The sequence below is a fragment of the Akkermansia massiliensis genome, assembly GCF_023516715.1.
Lineage (GTDB): Bacteria > Verrucomicrobiota > Verrucomicrobiia > Verrucomicrobiales > Akkermansiaceae > Akkermansia > Akkermansia massiliensis.
This window is the reverse complement of the sequence record NZ_JAMGSI010000001.1, coordinates 1391888-1407766: the sequence shown is the minus strand read 5'-3', so window position 1 is coordinate 1407766 and position 15879 is coordinate 1391888. Positions and strand designations below refer to the sequence as shown.

Genomic DNA, 15879 nt, shown 5'->3' with positions numbered 1-15879 from the left:
CCTGCTCCCGCAAACCCATTCCGGGGCATTCACCGGGCAAAGGCGCAGCCTATTTCCCCGCCTTCTTCTTAATCTTTTCCTTCACCCGCTCCACATTGGCGCGGGCGTCTTCATTCCCCAGCTCCGCCGCCTGTTCATACCACTTCCTGGCTTCCGCCAGGTCCTTGGCCACGCCCGTTCCGCGTTCGTACATGGAGCCCAGGTTGTTCATGGACTTGGCGTCGTCCTGTTCCGCTCCCTTAATGTAAAACTGGTAGGCCAGAGCCATATCCTGCGGAGTGCCGAGCCCTTCCTCATGCAGGTAGCCGAGCAGGAAATACATGCCGGGCACGGCATGCGTCTGGTTCTGTTCCAGCTTGGTCAGGATGTCCATCGCCGTTTTCGGGTCCGGCTCCATATCCTCTCCCTTGATGAGCAGGCGCGCCTTTTCCACCAGGGCTTCCGGGTCTTTGGTTGCGGCGGCTTTCAGCACATAATCCTTGTGAAGCTCCTTGTTCGGCTGCACGCCGATCCCCTGCTCGTAATACCGGGCCAGCCTCTTGAGGCCGCGCACGTCCTCCTTCTTCACCAGCGCGGTGGCCGCCGTCATGGCGGAGGCCAGCAGCTGCTGCCGTTCCGCAGGGTCCTGCACGTTCCCGGCCACGGTTTCATAATAATTGGCCAATTCGTCCAGGGCGGTCAGGCTGCCGAGTTCCACGGCCTGTTCCCAGAACTTCACGGCTTCCGGATTGATGGTTTTCGGGGCAGGGGCCTGGCGTTCCCTGCCGGACGGCGTCATCCAGGGGGGGACGGCTCCGGCGTCCGTCAGCGTATCTTCCGCGTTATCCTTCTGCCCCGGCTTGCGGAGCCACGGCGGGGTGTTTCCTTCCTCGCTATTCAAGCTCAGCTTGACCTGCTGGTAGGCGGAATGGGAGGTATTCCGGCTGGCGTTCTGCGCCGCCGTTTCCGCCGTATCCTGGGGATAGGCCGCCTGGTTGGCGAGGAAGAGCAGGGAGGGAATGTGGCCCCGTGCCGCCAGGCCGTGCATCATGGCGCTGTAAGGCTGAAGGTTTTCATTATTGGAGCTCCACATGTCCGCCGCGTCCACATGGCCCTTCAGGGCCCCCCGGAACATCCAGGAATCCCCTTCCGCCATGCGTTTTTCCAAGCCGAATTCGTAAATAAGGGCGCGGCCCAGCACGTACATGCCGCAGGGATCCCCCTGTCCGGCGGAAAGCCGGGCCCAGGCCAGGGCTTCCGGATAGCCGGATTCCTCGCTCCTGTAGCTGAACAGCATCAGGTAGGCCAGGTCCGCCTGGCTGCGGGCGTCCCCTTCCTGAGCTTTTTTGCGGAGGCTGGCGGTCAGCTCCTCCCACTGTTCCGGCGTGACGTATTCGGAAATGCCTCTCAGCGTAATGAAGTCCCCGGAGGCGGCTTTCGCCAGGCAGTCGTTCAGCAGCGTTCTGGCGGGTTCCGCGGCCGGCTTGTCCATCAAATCCGGGTTTTCCATCTGGGCCAGGCGCAGCTTGGCCAGGGGATGTCCTTCTTCCGCCGCCTGCTTGTACCACGTGCGCATGTTCTCCTGCGCTTCATGGGCTTTGCCTATGGAATCCATGGTATTGGCCAGTTCCTCCTTCCACAGCTCGCCCAGCTGGACGCTGGAATCCGCGTCTCCAAGCTGGGAGGCCAGCTCCAGCTCCTTGTGCGTTTTGGCATAGGGGGGAAGCTGGTTGAGCTTTTTCTGGGGAAGGGAAAGCGGTTCCTTCAGGAAGGGCATGCCCCGTTCGTCATGAAGGGCCAGCAGGTCCAGGGCGGCCTTGCGCAGCTCCTGCTCCTGCGGTGGCTTCGCTTCGGAAACCAACTGGGCGTACCAGGCATAGGCATTATTGCTGCCCAGCTTGCGGGCCTGGTCAAACAGGGTCTGGAGCAGGTAGCCGTCCACGGTTCCCCTTTTCTCCTTCATGCAGCCGGAGAGGTCGCCCAGCAGGGTTTCCAAATCTCCCCTGGAGCGCAATTCCGCCAGAAGCTTTCCGGACTGCTCCGCGGCAGTACCCTTCGTCATCTCCGCCAGCAGGCGCATGGCTGCCGCGTGTCCCTTCTCCGCGGCCTGGGAAAGGGGCTGGACGGCCATGTTCCGCCACTCCCTGCCGTCCGGATCGTTGCCGGAGGGTCCCCCGCCCAGGGAAAGGGCCAGTTCCCCCATCCGGGCCAGAAGAACCGGTTTGGCGTTTTTCCGGTGCTTCTCCAGGGACTCAAGCACCTTGCCGGGGTCTTCCTTCAGCCAGTCCACCCTGATAAAGGCGAGCTGGGCAAGCGCGTCCTGGTCGCCGGAGGCGGCTTTCTTTTCCAGAGGGGCGAGGTAGCGCTTCAACTCGGCTTCCGGCAGGTCCGTAACGGTGTACAGCGCCGTGACGGCGTCCAGGTCTCCCTTCTCGGCCAGCTTGCGGCAGGCGTCCAGCCATTCCGCGTGCTCCGGCTGCATGGACTGCGCCTTGAAAATCCCGAAAATCCCGTAGGGGTCCGTCATCATGAGCTTGGGAGCCGGATGACCGGATTTGGCGGCCGCTTCACGGAAGAAATGCTGCATGTGCTCCAGGCAGGCCAGCGGCAGGTCCCCCCGGTTCAGGTAATAAAGCCCCATCCAGTACTCCCCGGCCAGCATGTTGGCCCGGAAGTCTCCCGCGGCAGCCTTGCCGAGCAATTCCCCGTACGTCCAGCCGCCGTCCATGGGCAGCTGGGAAAGGTCCCGGACCGGGACTTGCTCCACCTGCACGGGTGGATTTGCCCCTGCCTGGGACGGAACGTCCTGGGCATGAACCGGAACGGAAAAAATAAAGGGAATAAGCAGAAGACGGGCACGCATGGATCAACTCTTTTCTAACAGGAAAAACCTCTGCCCTACAAGCGTTTTTCACGTGCCTGAATGTTTAATTATTGATGATGTCACGTTCTTTTTTTAAAGAAGACAAATGAAGCTGTGACGGGAGGCTCCGGGCACGTGTGCGGCAGCTCCCAAGGCAAAGGATAATGATAGCCGGGAAAGGCGGAATGGACAAAGTAAACAAGGGATATTAAGCCTCCCCTGTGCCCCTTCCGTCCATCCGGTCCATCCAGTCCATCCAGTCCGGATTATTTAAAAAAGAGCCCCGGGAGGATGCGCCTCACTAAACCTCCCGCAGTTTTTCCGGGTATTCCTCCAGCAGCGCGCGCAGCTGGCGGCGGTCCAGTTTTCCCATCACCGTCAGGGGAATGGGCGTTTCCATGACGGCCCGGATGCGCTGGGGGCCGGGAGCAGCTGCATTCCATTCGCGGCACGCTCGTTCCAGCGGCACAGCGGCGGGACCGCAGGCGACCAGCTCCATTCCGGCCCGCGGGTGCGGAACGGCCTCCACTACCGCCTCCGGAACACGGCGGCGCAGCGCGTCCTGGACGGCGTCCGGGTCCACTAGTTCCCCCAGGACTTTGACGAGCCTGTCCGCCCGGCGCAGGAAGGTCAGCAGACGCCCCTCCAGGCGCACCAGGTCGCGGGTACTCCACCACTCCTGCGGCTCCACCCGTTCCAGCAGAAAACCTCCATGAGGCTGCGTCATCAGGCGGCCGCACAGCTTGCCTTCCCCCTGGAAGCGCAGGAGGCCGTCCTCATCCGTCTTTGCCTCCCAGTGGGGCAGCAGGGAAAGGCAGTCCGTGTGGTACGGATCGCCGGGGAAAGCCGTGGCAAGCTGGGAGCCGGACTCCGTCATGCCGTAGCTCTGCACCACGGGCCAGCCGAGGGCGCGGGCTTTCCTGCCCGTCTCCATGTCCAGCGCCCCCCCTCCTACGATGATGCATCCGGCGGTGGAAGGCGCGCGGAGGCGCAGATTGACCAGGTCCACCACCTGCGTGGGAACCAGGGAGGACCAGCAGGCCCCGGAGCTTTTCATCAGGTCCGCATAGGCCTGGGGATTCCACCTGCCGTGAAGCGCATGGACGGCGGTCCCGGCCAGGGCCGCGCGCAGGTAAATCATGGCGCCCCCCACGTGCCAGACGGGCAGGGGGCAGCACCAGTCCCCGCATTCCGCGTGCAGGTGTTCCAGGGCTCCGCGCGCGCAGACGTCCAGGGCGCGCCGGGTGAATAAAATGGCTTTGGGCGGCGAACCGGAAGAACCGGACGTGGCAAAGGCCGTGACCCCATCCATGCCCCGGCGGGAAAGGAAGGCGGCGGCCTCTTCCGCCCAATCCCTCAAATGGGGGGGCGCCATCACGCAGGGGCCGTTGTCCCGGTCCCAGGGCAGGGGTGTTCCGGAGGCGGACATGGCGGCGGCAGGCTACCGGAGGGCTTTTCTGCGCAGGGTGTGCCAGCGTTCCTCCATGCGGGGCTTCAAATGATGCTCAATCCAGGCATAGGCCGCTTCCAGGCCTCCTGCCTTGAAGGTGCGGCCTATTTCCGCTTCCACGCCTGTGGCGTTGCCGGTGCGGCGCAGGAAATCATTGCTGGTGAATTCGATGAAAAGCTTTCCGTTGATCGCTCCTTCCTCCGCCAGAATCCATTCCCTGACGTACAGCGCCAGAATGGCGTCCCCTACCCATGCCTCCACGCGGAGGCGTTCTTCTGTGGCCTTGTCCATATGATGGTTCATGAAAATCTGGCAATGGCGGTTTTCCCTCCCAGCGGATCCTTGATGGGCGGCGGGGGCACACCGGGAGCCTGGTTCCCGGCGGGGGAGGCCGGCTGGCGGTTTTCCCGCGGAAGCTCCGGCAGGTTGTCCGTGGGGGTGGATGCGGGCGCGCCGGGCGCCGGGGGATTCTCCTTGCGGTCCTGCGGCGCAGGGGCGGCTCCCGGCGTAAGGGGCACGTCCAGCACCCTGTCCTGGGCCGCGCGGCGGTTGACCGCATCCTTGGCCTCCAGGGATTTGCGGAGCGCCGTCTCCGATTCCGAATTCCAGTACCCGGAATCCAGTTCAATGTAAATGTTGGAATAGGGGAGGGATGTCTTGGTCTTGATGACCAGCACGTTGAACTGCTTGGCGGCGTCTTCGATCAGGGAATTGATCGTGCGGCTCATCAATTCAAAATGCTGGCGTCCCGGAAGCATTTTATTGATATTATTGCGGTAGCGCTTGATGCCGGGGGCGTAATCCTCCGTAACGCTGCGCAATTCCGAGCTGATCATGATGCGGGGCACCACGTGGGCTTCCTCCTCCAGCATGTTCAGCACGTCCAGAAGCACTTCATCGGACGTCTTGTCGGAGACCATGGTCTTGATGCCGGCTCCCGTATAGGCCGGGAAGGAGGACTCCGCAATGACAATCCAGTTTCTGGCTCCCACGATCGCCAGGTTTTTATATAACTGGTCCTTCCATTCCCGCTCTGCCGGGTTGGCGTCCTGGCAGCCGCTGAGCAGGCTGATGATACATACGGGCAGGATGAGGGGGAGTCGGGTCATGGGAGGGACCCCGCCTTGCGGGGCTGGAAAATGGGCTAGAATTTATGGGACCGGGGTTCGCGGCAGGCGCTGGGGCAGCGGCCCTGTTCCGTGGCGAACGGCGCTCCCTGGGTGGGGGCCGCCTCCGTAAAGGCGACGCCCGGCAGTTCAGTAGGTACGCCCTGAACGGGGAAATCCTTTCGCAGGGGGAAATAAGGATAGCCTTCCCACATCAAAATGCGGCGCAAATCCGGGTGGCCGGAGAACTTGATGCCCATCAGGTCCCATACTTCACGCTCGTGCCAGTTGGCGGACTGGAAGATTTCCGTGACGCTGGGCACTTCCTCTCCGTCGTCCACCTTCGTCTTGAGGCTCAGGTTCACGCCCGTTTCCGCCTGCGTCAGCGTATAATTGACTTCAAAGCGGGGGCTTTCCCCCATGTTGTCCACGGAGCAGAGGTTCACCATCATGTCAAATCCGGCGGAATCCCGCAGCCAGCGGACTACGTCCGCCACGGCATGGCGCGCGACGGTCAGCGTGATGTCGCCCCGGAACTCGTAGCGGTCCGTGATGACGTCTTTCCCAAAGCGGTTCTGGGCGTTGTCTGCGGCGGTCTTGATCTGTGATTCTAGAGAAGGCATGGAGAAGAAATGGTAAAAGATGGAACGGAGTAAAACGGTCGGAAAAGGTTTATTCGAGAGGCATTTCCGTCTCGACCGGCACGGGGGCGTTGGCTTCGCGCGGTTCCTCCTTCTTGAAGAACGTGCGTGCGGGCTGCTGGGTATCCAGCTTCTTGCGGAGGGTAAGCAGGGCTTCCAGGATGGCCTCCGGGCGGGGAGGGCAGCCGGAAATGTAAACGTCCACGGGAATAATCTTGTCCACGCCCTGGAGCACGGAATAGGAGCGGAACATGCCGCCGGTGGAGGCGCACGCGCCCATGGCGATGCACCACTTGGGCTCCGGCATCTGGTCCCAGATGCGGCGGACGGCCAGGGCCATCTTGTAGGTGACGGTGCCGGCCACGATCATCACGTCCGCCTGGCGGGGGGAAAAGCGCGTTACTTCCGAACCGAAGCGGGAAAGGTCATACCGGGAGCAGGCCACGGCCATGAACTCGATGGCGCAGCAGGAAAGTCCCATCGGCATGGGCCAGAGGGAATTTTTACGAATCCAGTTGATGGCGGCGTCCAGGGTGGTGTAGACAAAATTGCCTTCCGCGTTGGAGTCCAGTACTCCTGTTTCGTAAACATTCGGTTCGTTCGTGGTGACCATGATAACAGATGATTCTTGCTGAAGCCAGATTAGCGAGATGCCTTCAACTCTCAAGCCTTAATTTGGTTCAGCCATGATTTTCTGCGGCCTGTTCCGGCCCTGTTTTCCGGGTGCCCCGGAGCGGGGATGAATAAACCCGCACAGGGTTTCCCCCGTGCGGGTTTTTATCCAACTATATTACCTATGAAACTCAGAACTCCCCATAATGGGTGGCGGTCTCTCTACCTCCCGCCGCCCGGTTTGTTACTGATGCAGGTTAGAGTCCCGGGTGGGGGCTTGCGTTCAAAAAGGAGAAAATTTTTATGACAGGCCCATGGAAGGAAATACAGGATGCTTTGAGAATGAATGCATCATGTTTTTACTGCCCTGAAAGTGGAAATAGAGGGTAGACCCGGTTTCCCTGCAATGTTGGCGTGAAGGGTGCTTTTGGGAAGGAGGGAGGATGCTTTATCCTCGGTTATCCCTGTGCCGGGAGGAGCGGATGACAAGGTGCGCGACTAGCCAGAGGCTGAGGGCAATAGTGGCTAAAAGAGCCGGCATGCTTTCCGTGATGTCTCCTAACAACAGCACGGCCAGGTCCGCTCCCAGAAGAAGGATGCCCATGAAACGCCAGTACGGGGATTCCCCGTCATGTCTGGCGCGCGGGGAAAACTCTGCTCGAAGGGACGGGATATCCAGCAGAAAGGAAAGAAGGTCAAACATGGTTTTGTGAAAGGAGTTGGAAGGAGGAAGTTGGTGGATGAGCTTTGTTATCGGAAGGCCGGGATGTTATGGACTAACTTATTTACAAGGGCCGGGAGGCCCTTGTTCCCAAAAGCGCGGTCATGATAGGAAATCCGGGATGGGACAATTCCAATGACATGCATGAGAAGCGGTCGCCTGGGAACGAAGGCCTCCCGGCCTTCGTATCTAAACTTCCCCTAGGCATAACCACGGCAATTTTATTTATAGTCATGATTCCGGAGGGATTGGACAATAATATAAGCGATCAGCCAAAAGGCAAAGACCATGCCGAGAACAAGAGCCGCCATGCTGTTCATATGTATCCATAAGAGCAGAGATTCCATGACGATTGCCAGGAGAATAATACCCGTCCATTGACGCCTCCGGGATTGTTCGTCATCCCTGCCACTCCCGGGAGGTCCAATCAATGAGGATAAAATATCTTTCAAAAAATCGGAAAGATCGAACATAGGGGCACACAGGAAGTTTAACGATGCAAATTCGGGAAAGGAATGACGAACATTACAGCCGTTCCTGGATCAGCACGTGGAAATGGCCTCCTGCGCCGTGTTCGTCCGTCAGGAAGGCGTCCTGCGGCGTGTTCTCCGCGTAGGGGAGCAGGTAATCCCGCTGGGTCATCAGGGTGACCGTATCCCCCAGGCAGTTGCGGGAAAGCTCCAGAAGGTCCGTAAAATTCACGTCGCAGGTCAGGTCCGTGAGGCCGGGGTGCCGGTACAGTTCCTCCCCGGTCAGCACCTGGTGGCTTTTATACCCGCGCAGGGAACCCTGGGGGCGGCGGTAGTAAAGCCGCTCCATTTCGTCCCCGTAGTCGATGACCGTCATGACGCCCATGTTCCAGAGGGGCAGCCACCCGGTGAACCAGCGCGCGTAGGAATCGTGAATCTCCAGACGCTGCCCCGGCTGGGAATCATATTCCAGCATGTGGGAAAAAAGCGGCTGTTGACGGACGGGGCGCAGTTCCTCCCGCACGGCTCCGTCCTTTACGGTAAGCCCCACTTCCCGCCAGCCCTCTTCCGTGTACTCAAACACGCGGGCCGGGAAGGCGTCCACCAGCTCGTTGGAGAAAATGAAGGCTTTTCCGCCGCAGTGCTTCAGCGCCTTTTCCATGGTGGAGTAAATCTTGGCCTGGCTCCCCAGCAGAAGGTGCTGGAATTCGCGCAGCCGGGGGGAGGACTCCACAATCACGTAATCCGTATTCAGGCGGTTCCAGAAGCCCAGCTGTTCCAGGACCTTGACGGCCAGGGCTCCGGAACCGGCGCCTATCTCCAGCAGGGGCAGCCGCCTGCCGCAGCGGGCGCAGGCCTCCTTCCAGCGTGCGGCGACGGCCTTTGCCAGAATGGGGGACAGCGTGGGGGTGGTGGAAAAATCCCCGCGGCTCCCGATGTTCTCAATGGCGGTGGAGTAATACCCCTCCTGCGGGTGGTGCAGGGCCAGCTGCATGAAGGCTTCCAGGGAAAGCCAGCCGCCGGCGGCCGCGATGTGGTCGGAAAGGCGTATCATGCGGGGGGGAAACAGGTCAGGATTTGGACTGCTCCAGCATGCGCAGCAGCGGGGCTTCCGCCCTCTTGCGCAGGTCTTCCGGCAGTTCCACGGCGGGGGAAAGGTCCCGGAGAGCCAGGTACAGTTTTTCCAGCGTGTTCATCTTCATGTACGGGCAGGTGCTGCAGGAGCACTGCTCCGTGGGGGCGGGAATGAACTCCTTGCCCGGCACCAGCTTGCGCAGGCGGTGCAGGATGCCGGATTCCGTGACGATGATGAAGGATGAAGCCGGGCTTTCCGTGCAGTAGGGAATCATCTTCTCCGTGGAGCAGATGTGGTCAGCCAGCAGGCGCACGGCCTCCGTGCATTCCGGGTGGGCCACCACCAGCGCGCCGGGGTGCTTCTCCTTCAGGGCCAGAATCTGGTCCCGCGTAAACTCCATGTGCACGTGGCAGGCCCCGTTCCACAACTCCATGGGGCGTCCCAGCTGGCGGCCTACCCAGGCGCCCAGGTTCTGGTCCGGCACGAACAGGATGGGACGGTCCTCCGGAGCCTGGGAGACAATCTTCACGGCGTTCCCGGAGGTGACGATCACGTCCGCCAGAGCCTTCACGCCGATGGAGCAGTTCACATACGCCACCACGTAATAATTCCTGTCGGCGTTCTCTTTCAGGAAGGCTTCCAGTTCCCCGGCGTCGCAGGAGGCTTCCAGGGAGCAGCCGGCGTCCGCGTCCGGCAGGATGACGGTTTTGTCCGGATTGAGGATCTTGGCGGTCTCCGCCATGAAATGGACGCCGCAGAAGGCGATCACGTCGCAATCCGTATGCTGCGCCTTGTAGGCCAGCCCCAGGGAATCGCCCACGTAGTCGGCCATGTCCTGGATGTCCCCGGTCTGGTAGCTGTGCGCCAGAATGATGGCGTTGCGTTCTTTTTTCAGGCGTAAAATTTCCTCTTTCAGGTCAAAAGGTGCCATGCGGGAAAAGATGGGGGGAAGCCCCCGGCAAGTCAAGCATCATGTCCCATGCAGGGCGCACTTGTTGACGGGGGGCGGGAAATGTGGCACAGTCTGGCGCATCATACGATTATGTTTTCACTTTTAGCTGATAAACTGGATAACACGTTCCGGAAGCTGCGGGGCCTGGGCAAGATTTCTGAAAAGAACATTGCGGACGCCCTGCGGGACATCCGGCTGGCCTTGCTGGAAGCGGACGTGGAATTTGGCGTGGCCCGGGAATTCATCGGCCGCGTGAAGGAGCGGGCCATGGGGCAGGAAGTGCTCAAATCCATCAAGCCCGGGGAACAGATCGTCAAAATCTTCCGTGATGAAATCGCCGCCCTGCTGGGCGGAGACGCCGTGGGACTGGACCTGACGGACCCCGCCAGAATCATGGTAGTGGGCCTGAACGGCGCGGGCAAAACCACCACCAGCGCGAAGCTGGCCCTGCGCCTGAAAAACGAGGGGCGCCGCCCCCTGCTGGTGGCCTGCGACCTGGTGCGCCCCGCCGCCGTGGACCAGCTGGCTACGCTGGCGGAACAGATAGAAGTGCCCGTGTACAAGCCCGCTCCCGGCAGCCGGGACGTGGTGGCCGTGGCGCGTGAGGCCCTGGAATGGGCCCGGACCCAGAACGGGACCGTCATGATCTTTGACACGGCGGGCCGCCAGGAAGTGGATGAAGCCCTGATTGACGAGCTGCGCCACCTGCACGCCTTCCTCTCCCCGCGGGAAACCCTTCTGGTGGTGGACGCCGCCACGGGCCAGCAGGCCGTGAACGTGGCCCAGACCTTTGACCGGGCCGTGAACGTCACGGGCATCGTCCTGACCAAGCTGGACGGGGACGCCCGCGGGGGCGCTGCCCTCTCCATGCGTTCCGTGACGGGCAAGCCCATCAAATTCTCCGGCGAGGGGGAAAAGCTGGACCAGTTCGGCCCCTTCGTCCCCGGCCGCATGGCGGACCGCATCCTGGGCATGGGTGACATCGTGGGGCTGGTGGAGCATGCCGCCGCCCGCATTGACGAGGAACAGGCGGCCAAATCCATGGACCGCATGATGTCCGGCAAATTTGACTTTAACGACTTCCTGGACCAGATGAAGATGATGCAGAACCTGGGGCCGCTGGAAGGCCTGCTGAGCCTGCTCCCCGGCTTCGGCAAAATCAAGAAGCAGCTTCCGGACGGCGCGCTAGATCCCAAGAGGATGAAGCACATGGAAGCCATCGTGCTCTCCATGACGGCCAAGGAAAGGAGCAATCCCAACCTGCTGAACCCGTCCCGCCGCCGCCGCATTGCCGCCGGCTGCGGCCGCTCCCTGATGGAGGTGAACAAGCTCATCAAGAACTTTTCCGAAATGCGCAAGATGATGTCCGGCAAGGGCAAGATGGGCGCCATGATGAAACAGATGGGCGCCATGAAGGGGAAAGGGGGCAAGATGCCCGGCCTTCCCGGCATGGGCGGCGGTCTTGGCGGCCTGAAAGGCCTTGGTGGGCTTGGAGGAGGCCTGGGCGGTCTCTTTGGCGGTCGCAAATAGGCGCAAAAACGGATTTAACCCGGGGCGCGGCGAACATGGCCGCGCCTTTTTTAAAGAAAGGGCGGGGAGCGCCGCAAACCCTTGCGCCGGCTGAAATGAATACATCCGTCAGGACGTCCTGTTCTTGGGAAAAAGAATTCACCGCCGCCCGCCTTTATCTTCCGTTCCCGCAGGGGCCTGCGGCGCTCCTCTTTTATTGAAAGAACGGAATGCTGCTTCCCGTACTCCCGGAATGATGAATAAGGGGCGTTTTTACCGGATGGCGGCGTGGCTGGCTCTGGCCGGGTTCCTGAACGCCGGCATGGCGGAAATGCTCCCGGCGGAGGATGTGTTGCTCCCCGCTCCTTCCGCATGCACGTCCGACCGGTCCGCCGTGGCGCATCTTCCGCTGCGGCTGGCGGTCTATGCTCCTGAAAAGGATGCTCCCGCAGTGGAAGCCATCCTGAATGTGCTTAACGCCCAGGGCGTCCTGTCCGGCCTCTCCATGACCCGTGACAGGGATTCGGCGGACGTGGTTTGTTCGGTGGAAGGAAACCCCGCGGGAACCGGGGAAGGGTATGAGGCGCGCCTGGACGCCGGGCAGGGGGGCCGGGGCGTGCTGCATCTGAAAGCGGGGGCGTCCGCAGGCCTCTTCTACGCGTGGCAGAGCATGGTGCAGGTACTGAATGCCAACCGGACGGAGGACGGTTTCTCCGTGCCCGTCTTCTCCATCAGGGACGTCCCCCGTTTTGAATGGCGGGGCATCATGCTGGACGTATCCCGCCACTTTTTCACCATGGCGGAGGTCAAGCGCATGATTGACACCATGTCCCTCTTCAAGCTCAACCGGCTTCACCTGCACCTGACGGACGGCCCCGGCTGGCGGATGGAAATCAGGAAATACCCCCTTCTCACCTCCATGAGCGCGTGGCGCGTGCCGCTGGCCAATGGAGAATGGAACTGGCAGGAAGTGAAGCTGGCCATTCAGGAGCATGACCCGGAGGCCACCTACGGAGGTTTTTACACCCGGGAGCAGATGAGGGAAATCATTGCCTATGCCCGCAGCCGCCAGGTCACCATTGTGCCGGAAATAGACCTTCCCGGCCATTCCTATGCGGCCATGCATGCCTACGGGGACTTGATCTGCGACGGGGTGGACTTTCCCGTGGAAGGGAAAAAAGGCCGGGACGCCGTCTGCATGGGGCGTCCGGAAACGCTCCGCTTCGTAAAAGACGTGGTGGATGAACTCAAGGCCGTCTTCCCGCCCGGCTCCCCCATTCATCTGGGCCATGACGAGGTATCCGCGGAAGCATGGAAAAAATGCAGGTACTGCCAGAACCGTTTGAAAGACCTGAACGAGACGGATCTCAAGGCCCTGAGCCGGGACTTCCTGCAGCAAATTGCGGACTACGTGCGGAAAGACGGTTATGACGCCATCGTCTGGGATGAGGCAGGGGAACTGGAGGCGGACAAACACATCTTCGTCATGGCATGGCGCGGCAATGACTTTGCCGCGGCGGCGGCCAGAAAGGGGCATCCCGTCATCCTGGCCCCGTGCTCCCACTTCTACTTTGACTACTACCAGTCTTCTGCTCCCACGGAACCGAAGGCCATCGGGGGCCTCATACCGCTCAGGCAGGTGTACGGCTATGAACTGCCGGAGCTGTCCCCGGAGGAAGCCTCCAAGGTGCGCGGCCTCCAGGCCAATATCTGGACGGAATACCTGTACGACATGGGGCTGGTGGAATACATGGCGTGGCCCCGCGCCCTGGCGCTGGCCGAACGGGCCTGGAGCGACTGCGACCCGCGGGACTATAAATCCTTCCGCAGCCGTGCCGCCCTGGCCCTGAAGCTTCTGGAAAAACTGGCCGTGAAATACCGTCCCATGGATGAAGAGGATTAAGGCCCCTCCCGGGTGGCCGTTCCTTTAAAAGGGTTTTCATGGACCTGCCGCGCCTTTTCCTTTTAGCATTCCCGGACGGCTCCGTTCTCGCGAACGGTAACAGGGAAAACAGGCCGGAGGCCCCTGTCTCCTCCCGTGCGCTTCTGATAAAAAGTTTCCACCCTTGTCAACATCCCTGCCGGGATATTTCCGGATGCAGGGAGGGGGGAATTTCCTTCCGTTTCCCTTCTTCCTGACCGGGGGGATGCCGGAAATCTGCGTTCCCTCTCCTGCCGCCTCAACGAGGAAGGCTCCGGTTTCCGGTCTTGAGCGGTTTGTTTCCTGGGTTTTATTGACAGCGGATGCCGGGTCATGTATGAAATGACTCTAGCTGATTGCCTGTTTATGAAGAAACACCGGTTCCTGTTCCTCGCTTCCCTGATGGCGCTCGTGCTGCTTGGCGGCATGGCGGTAGTGGCTTGCTCCAATAACTTCAAGCATGTGCCCCGGACGGGCTTCGTGACTCATCAGGTAAAAAATTGCGACTCCCATATCCCGTTTGATGCCTACTGGAATGCTGATGATAAAAAAATCTGGAATGACAAGGTAAACGGCGTGGACGGCAAAAAAGTCCTGATGGCCGTCGTTCCGGTGGATACGGTGCACATGGATGTGAGGCCGGATACCGCGGAAGGATTTGATGCCCTGCACCGTCTGGCGGAATACTTCCGGAAGAGCGTCACGGCCAGCATGGAAAAGGAAGTTGCGGAAAATCCGCACTTTGAGATGGTGCCTCCGGGAACCAGGGGGGCCTATACGCTGGAGCTCGCCATCATCTCCATCACGCCCACGAACGCCAAAGCCGGCATTTTTGTCACGGCGTTGAGCGGCATCAAGGGGGGCGGCCTGGTCAAGCGGTTCATCAAAAAGGGCCACATCGCCATGGCGGGACGCCTGCGGGATGAGGACGGACGCATCGTTTCCGAATTTGCGGACTACGAGGAAGACCACAGCGCCCTGCTGGGCGTGGATACCAAGGATTTTAAAAAATACGCCCACCACCAGCGCACCATTGACGAATGGGCCCGTGAAATTACGGATGTGTATTCCTCTACGTACGGGCACTGGACGCAGAAGCGCATGATCTCATTCAACCCCTTTTAAGGGATAAGCCTCCGCAGACCGTATGCGGGGGAATTGCCCGGCAACCGGGTAACCGTCCTGAAAGGAGAACCGTGAAATGCGGTTGAAACGGCATTCCCGGCGGAACGCGTGGCGGAAGGAATAGCCCGCGCTTCTATTCTCCGTATTCCGCCCAGGAACTGCTGGTCTCCCACACGCGCACGCGTTCCAGGGTGACGCAGTCCCGCACGGGGTATTCGCCGGAACCTTCCCTGGCCTTTTCCAGCGCATGCCGGGCGAAGTTGAAAATGGTGCGGGCCATTACCTCGCTGGTGGGGTCCTCCCGGTCAAACGGAATGATGCGCTCCCCGTACGCGGCCACGAAGGCGGCGTAATTGGGGTCATCCGTATTCACGCACAGGGAATGGTCAAACTGCTGTAGAAAATCCCCCATCATCTGCTTGATGGCCTTGAAATCCACCACCATGTCGTTGGCGTCCAGCGTATCCGCCCGGAACACCATCTCCACGGAACGCGTATGGCCATGGGGGAATTTGCAGTTGCCGGGGTGCTTGGACAGAAGGTGCCCGCTTTCCAGTTCAATGGATTTGCAGATTCGGTAGGCCATGAAGGCAGGATAGCGTGGGAAGGGGCGGGGGGCAATCCCAATCAGAGTCTGCCTGCGGTCCGGTTCTCTGTGTGCGGAACGGGGTTCGTAACGGATTCTGCCGGCCGTGGGCGGCTTTTCCTTGCGGGCGGCTGTGATTTCTGGCAACCTTCGGAAAACCAGACTCTTGCCCTATGGCCTACCTCTCATGGTCCTTCCTGAAAATGGGAGAAAAATCGGATCGCAGGACAAGCCTCCTTTTCCTGCTCATGGCGGGCATTCCCATCATTTTTACCGCCTTCTTCGTCTTCATGCTGGGGGCGGCCACGGTCTGGTACGCCTGGCCTGTTCTGCTGCCGATGCTTCTCCTCCTCTATCTCCCCTTCGCCCTGCGGAAGGAAAAGGTGCAGAGCGTCCATTCCAGGAATATCCTCTTTGGCCGGGACCCGCTGACAGTCGTCTTCAGGCCGGTGGTGAGGAACTGGGTATATGCCGTTTATGCCGTGCTTCCGGTGTTGCCCCTCCTGTTTTCCGGTTGGAAAATGCCCTTGGACAGTCTCGGGAACGGAAGGAATCTGGCGGAATTCTTCCTGATGTGGATATCCCTGTATGCCGTCTTTACGGTGCTGACGGTTTTCCTGGGAAAGGCACGGTATTTGAAGCCGGGCAGGCTGTTGCTGGCCGCTGGCGCCAATCTGGCGCTGATGCTGCTTTATTCCCTGCTTGCGTGAAGCGGGCGCACTGTGTATCCGGCGTGTTCCCCGGCCTTCCCGTGGACGGGGGCTTTTCCGTGGCGCTTGCTGCAATGGGGGAACCGCGTTGCCCTGCCAGCCTGGCGGCCATCTCCGGAGTTGTTGGAATGGACGTGCTCTATTGCCGTTCTTTCCCTG

General features: G+C 60.7%; 14 protein-coding genes. 4 read left to right on the top strand and 10 right to left on the bottom strand.

The window, feature by feature from the left end; all coding sequences use genetic code 11:
* Positions 1-49: 49 nt before the first annotated feature.
* From M8N44_RS05985 to nadA, 9 genes are all read right to left on the bottom strand, one after another.
* Positions 50-2842, bottom strand: coding sequence for a tetratricopeptide repeat protein (locus tag M8N44_RS05985; protein ID WP_102728084.1), 2793 nt, complete (start codon positions 2840-2842; stop codon positions 50-52).
* A 301-nt stretch (positions 2843-3143) separates the two neighbouring features.
* On the bottom strand, positions 3144-4271 hold the full coding sequence (locus tag M8N44_RS05980) for an AMP-binding protein (protein ID WP_102728085.1): 1128 nt from the start codon (positions 4269-4271) through the stop codon (positions 3144-3146).
* 12 nt (positions 4272-4283) lie between these two features.
* Positions 4284-4583, bottom strand: coding sequence for a ribonuclease III domain-containing protein (locus tag M8N44_RS05975; protein ID WP_102727091.1), 300 nt, complete (start codon positions 4581-4583; stop codon positions 4284-4286).
* Positions 4584-4591: 8 nt separating this feature from the next.
* Positions 4592-5401, bottom strand: a complete 810-nt coding sequence (locus tag M8N44_RS05970) for a hypothetical protein (RefSeq protein ID WP_022397388.1) — start codon at positions 5399-5401, stop codon at positions 4592-4594.
* Between the two features lie 35 nt (positions 5402-5436).
* Positions 5437-6021, bottom strand: coding sequence for an NADH-quinone oxidoreductase subunit C (locus M8N44_RS05965; protein ID WP_022397387.1), 585 nt, complete (start codon positions 6019-6021; stop codon positions 5437-5439).
* A 49-nt stretch (positions 6022-6070) separates the two neighbouring features.
* On the bottom strand, positions 6071-6652 hold the full coding sequence (gene nuoB, locus M8N44_RS05960) for an NADH-quinone oxidoreductase subunit NuoB (RefSeq protein WP_022397386.1): 582 nt from the start codon (positions 6650-6652) through the stop codon (positions 6071-6073).
* Between the two features lie 447 nt (positions 6653-7099).
* Positions 7100-7354, bottom strand: a complete 255-nt coding sequence (locus tag M8N44_RS05955) for a hypothetical protein (protein ID WP_102721505.1) — start codon at positions 7352-7354, stop codon at positions 7100-7102.
* Between the two features lie 543 nt (positions 7355-7897).
* Positions 7898-8896 (bottom strand): SAM-dependent methyltransferase, encoded by a 999-nt coding sequence (locus M8N44_RS05950; RefSeq protein ID WP_102728086.1) that lies wholly within the window; start codon positions 8894-8896, stop codon positions 7898-7900.
* 16 nt (positions 8897-8912) lie between these two features.
* On the bottom strand, positions 8913-9848 hold the full coding sequence (nadA, locus tag M8N44_RS05945; RefSeq protein ID WP_102721530.1) for a quinolinate synthase NadA: 936 nt from the start codon (positions 9846-9848) through the stop codon (positions 8913-8915).
* Positions 9849-9959: 111 nt separating this feature from the next.
* Here nadA and ffh point away from each other — a divergent pair, with 111 nt between their 5' ends.
* From ffh to M8N44_RS05930, 3 genes are all read left to right on the top strand, one after another.
* A complete protein-coding gene (gene ffh / locus M8N44_RS05940; protein WP_102728087.1) occupies positions 9960-11399 on the top strand; it encodes a signal recognition particle protein in 1440 nt (479 codons plus the stop codon).
* Between the two features lie 232 nt (positions 11400-11631).
* The gene (locus tag M8N44_RS05935; RefSeq protein WP_102728088.1) at positions 11632-13281 is read left to right on the top strand and encodes a beta-N-acetylhexosaminidase; all 1650 of its coding nucleotides are present in this window, start codon (positions 11632-11634) and stop codon (positions 13279-13281) included.
* A 384-nt stretch (positions 13282-13665) separates the two neighbouring features.
* Complete coding sequence (locus M8N44_RS05930) at positions 13666-14424, top strand: DUF3313 domain-containing protein (RefSeq protein WP_180971737.1); 759 nt, start codon at positions 13666-13668, stop codon at positions 14422-14424.
* Between the two features lie 133 nt (positions 14425-14557).
* Here M8N44_RS05930 and M8N44_RS05925 read toward each other — a convergent pair whose 3' ends face one another.
* On the bottom strand, positions 14558-15010 hold the full coding sequence (locus M8N44_RS05925; protein ID WP_022397378.1) for a 6-pyruvoyl trahydropterin synthase family protein: 453 nt from the start codon (positions 15008-15010) through the stop codon (positions 14558-14560).
* Between the two features lie 173 nt (positions 15011-15183).
* Between M8N44_RS05925 and M8N44_RS05920 the strand changes: the two genes are divergently transcribed.
* The gene (locus M8N44_RS05920; protein WP_102728089.1) at positions 15184-15720 is read left to right on the top strand and encodes a hypothetical protein; all 537 of its coding nucleotides are present in this window, start codon (positions 15184-15186) and stop codon (positions 15718-15720) included.
* The last annotated feature ends 159 nt before the right edge of the window (positions 15721-15879 follow it).

Coding starts and splice junctions, on each gene's coding strand:
- M8N44_RS05985 (WP_102728084.1), bottom strand. CDS start 2,842: ATGCGTGCCCGTCTTCTGCTTATTCCCTTTATTTTTTCCGTTCCGGTT.
- M8N44_RS05980 (WP_102728085.1), bottom strand. CDS start 4,271: ATGTCCGCCTCCGGAACACCCCTGCCCTGGGACCGGGACAACGGCCCC.
- M8N44_RS05975 (WP_102727091.1), bottom strand. CDS start 4,583: ATGGACAAGGCCACAGAAGAACGCCTCCGCGTGGAGGCATGGGTAGGG.
- M8N44_RS05970 (WP_022397388.1), bottom strand. CDS start 5,401: ATGACCCGACTCCCCCTCATCCTGCCCGTATGTATCATCAGCCTGCTC.
- M8N44_RS05965 (WP_022397387.1), bottom strand. CDS start 6,021: ATGCCTTCTCTAGAATCACAGATCAAGACCGCCGCAGACAACGCCCAG.
- nuoB (WP_022397386.1), bottom strand. CDS start 6,652: ATGGTCACCACGAACGAACCGAATGTTTACGAAACAGGAGTACTGGAC.
- M8N44_RS05955 (WP_102721505.1), bottom strand. CDS start 7,354: ATGTTTGACCTTCTTTCCTTTCTGCTGGATATCCCGTCCCTTCGAGCA.
- M8N44_RS05950 (WP_102728086.1), bottom strand. CDS start 8,896: ATGATACGCCTTTCCGACCACATCGCGGCCGCCGGCGGCTGGCTTTCC.
- nadA (WP_102721530.1), bottom strand. CDS start 9,848: ATGGCACCTTTTGACCTGAAAGAGGAAATTTTACGCCTGAAAAAAGAA.
- ffh (WP_102728087.1), top strand. CDS start 9,960: ATGTTTTCACTTTTAGCTGATAAACTGGATAACACGTTCCGGAAGCTG.
- M8N44_RS05935 (WP_102728088.1), top strand. CDS start 11,632: ATGATGAATAAGGGGCGTTTTTACCGGATGGCGGCGTGGCTGGCTCTG.
- M8N44_RS05930 (WP_180971737.1), top strand. CDS start 13,666: ATGAAGAAACACCGGTTCCTGTTCCTCGCTTCCCTGATGGCGCTCGTG.
- M8N44_RS05925 (WP_022397378.1), bottom strand. CDS start 15,010: ATGGCCTACCGAATCTGCAAATCCATTGAACTGGAAAGCGGGCACCTT.
- M8N44_RS05920 (WP_102728089.1), top strand. CDS start 15,184: ATGGCCTACCTCTCATGGTCCTTCCTGAAAATGGGAGAAAAATCGGAT.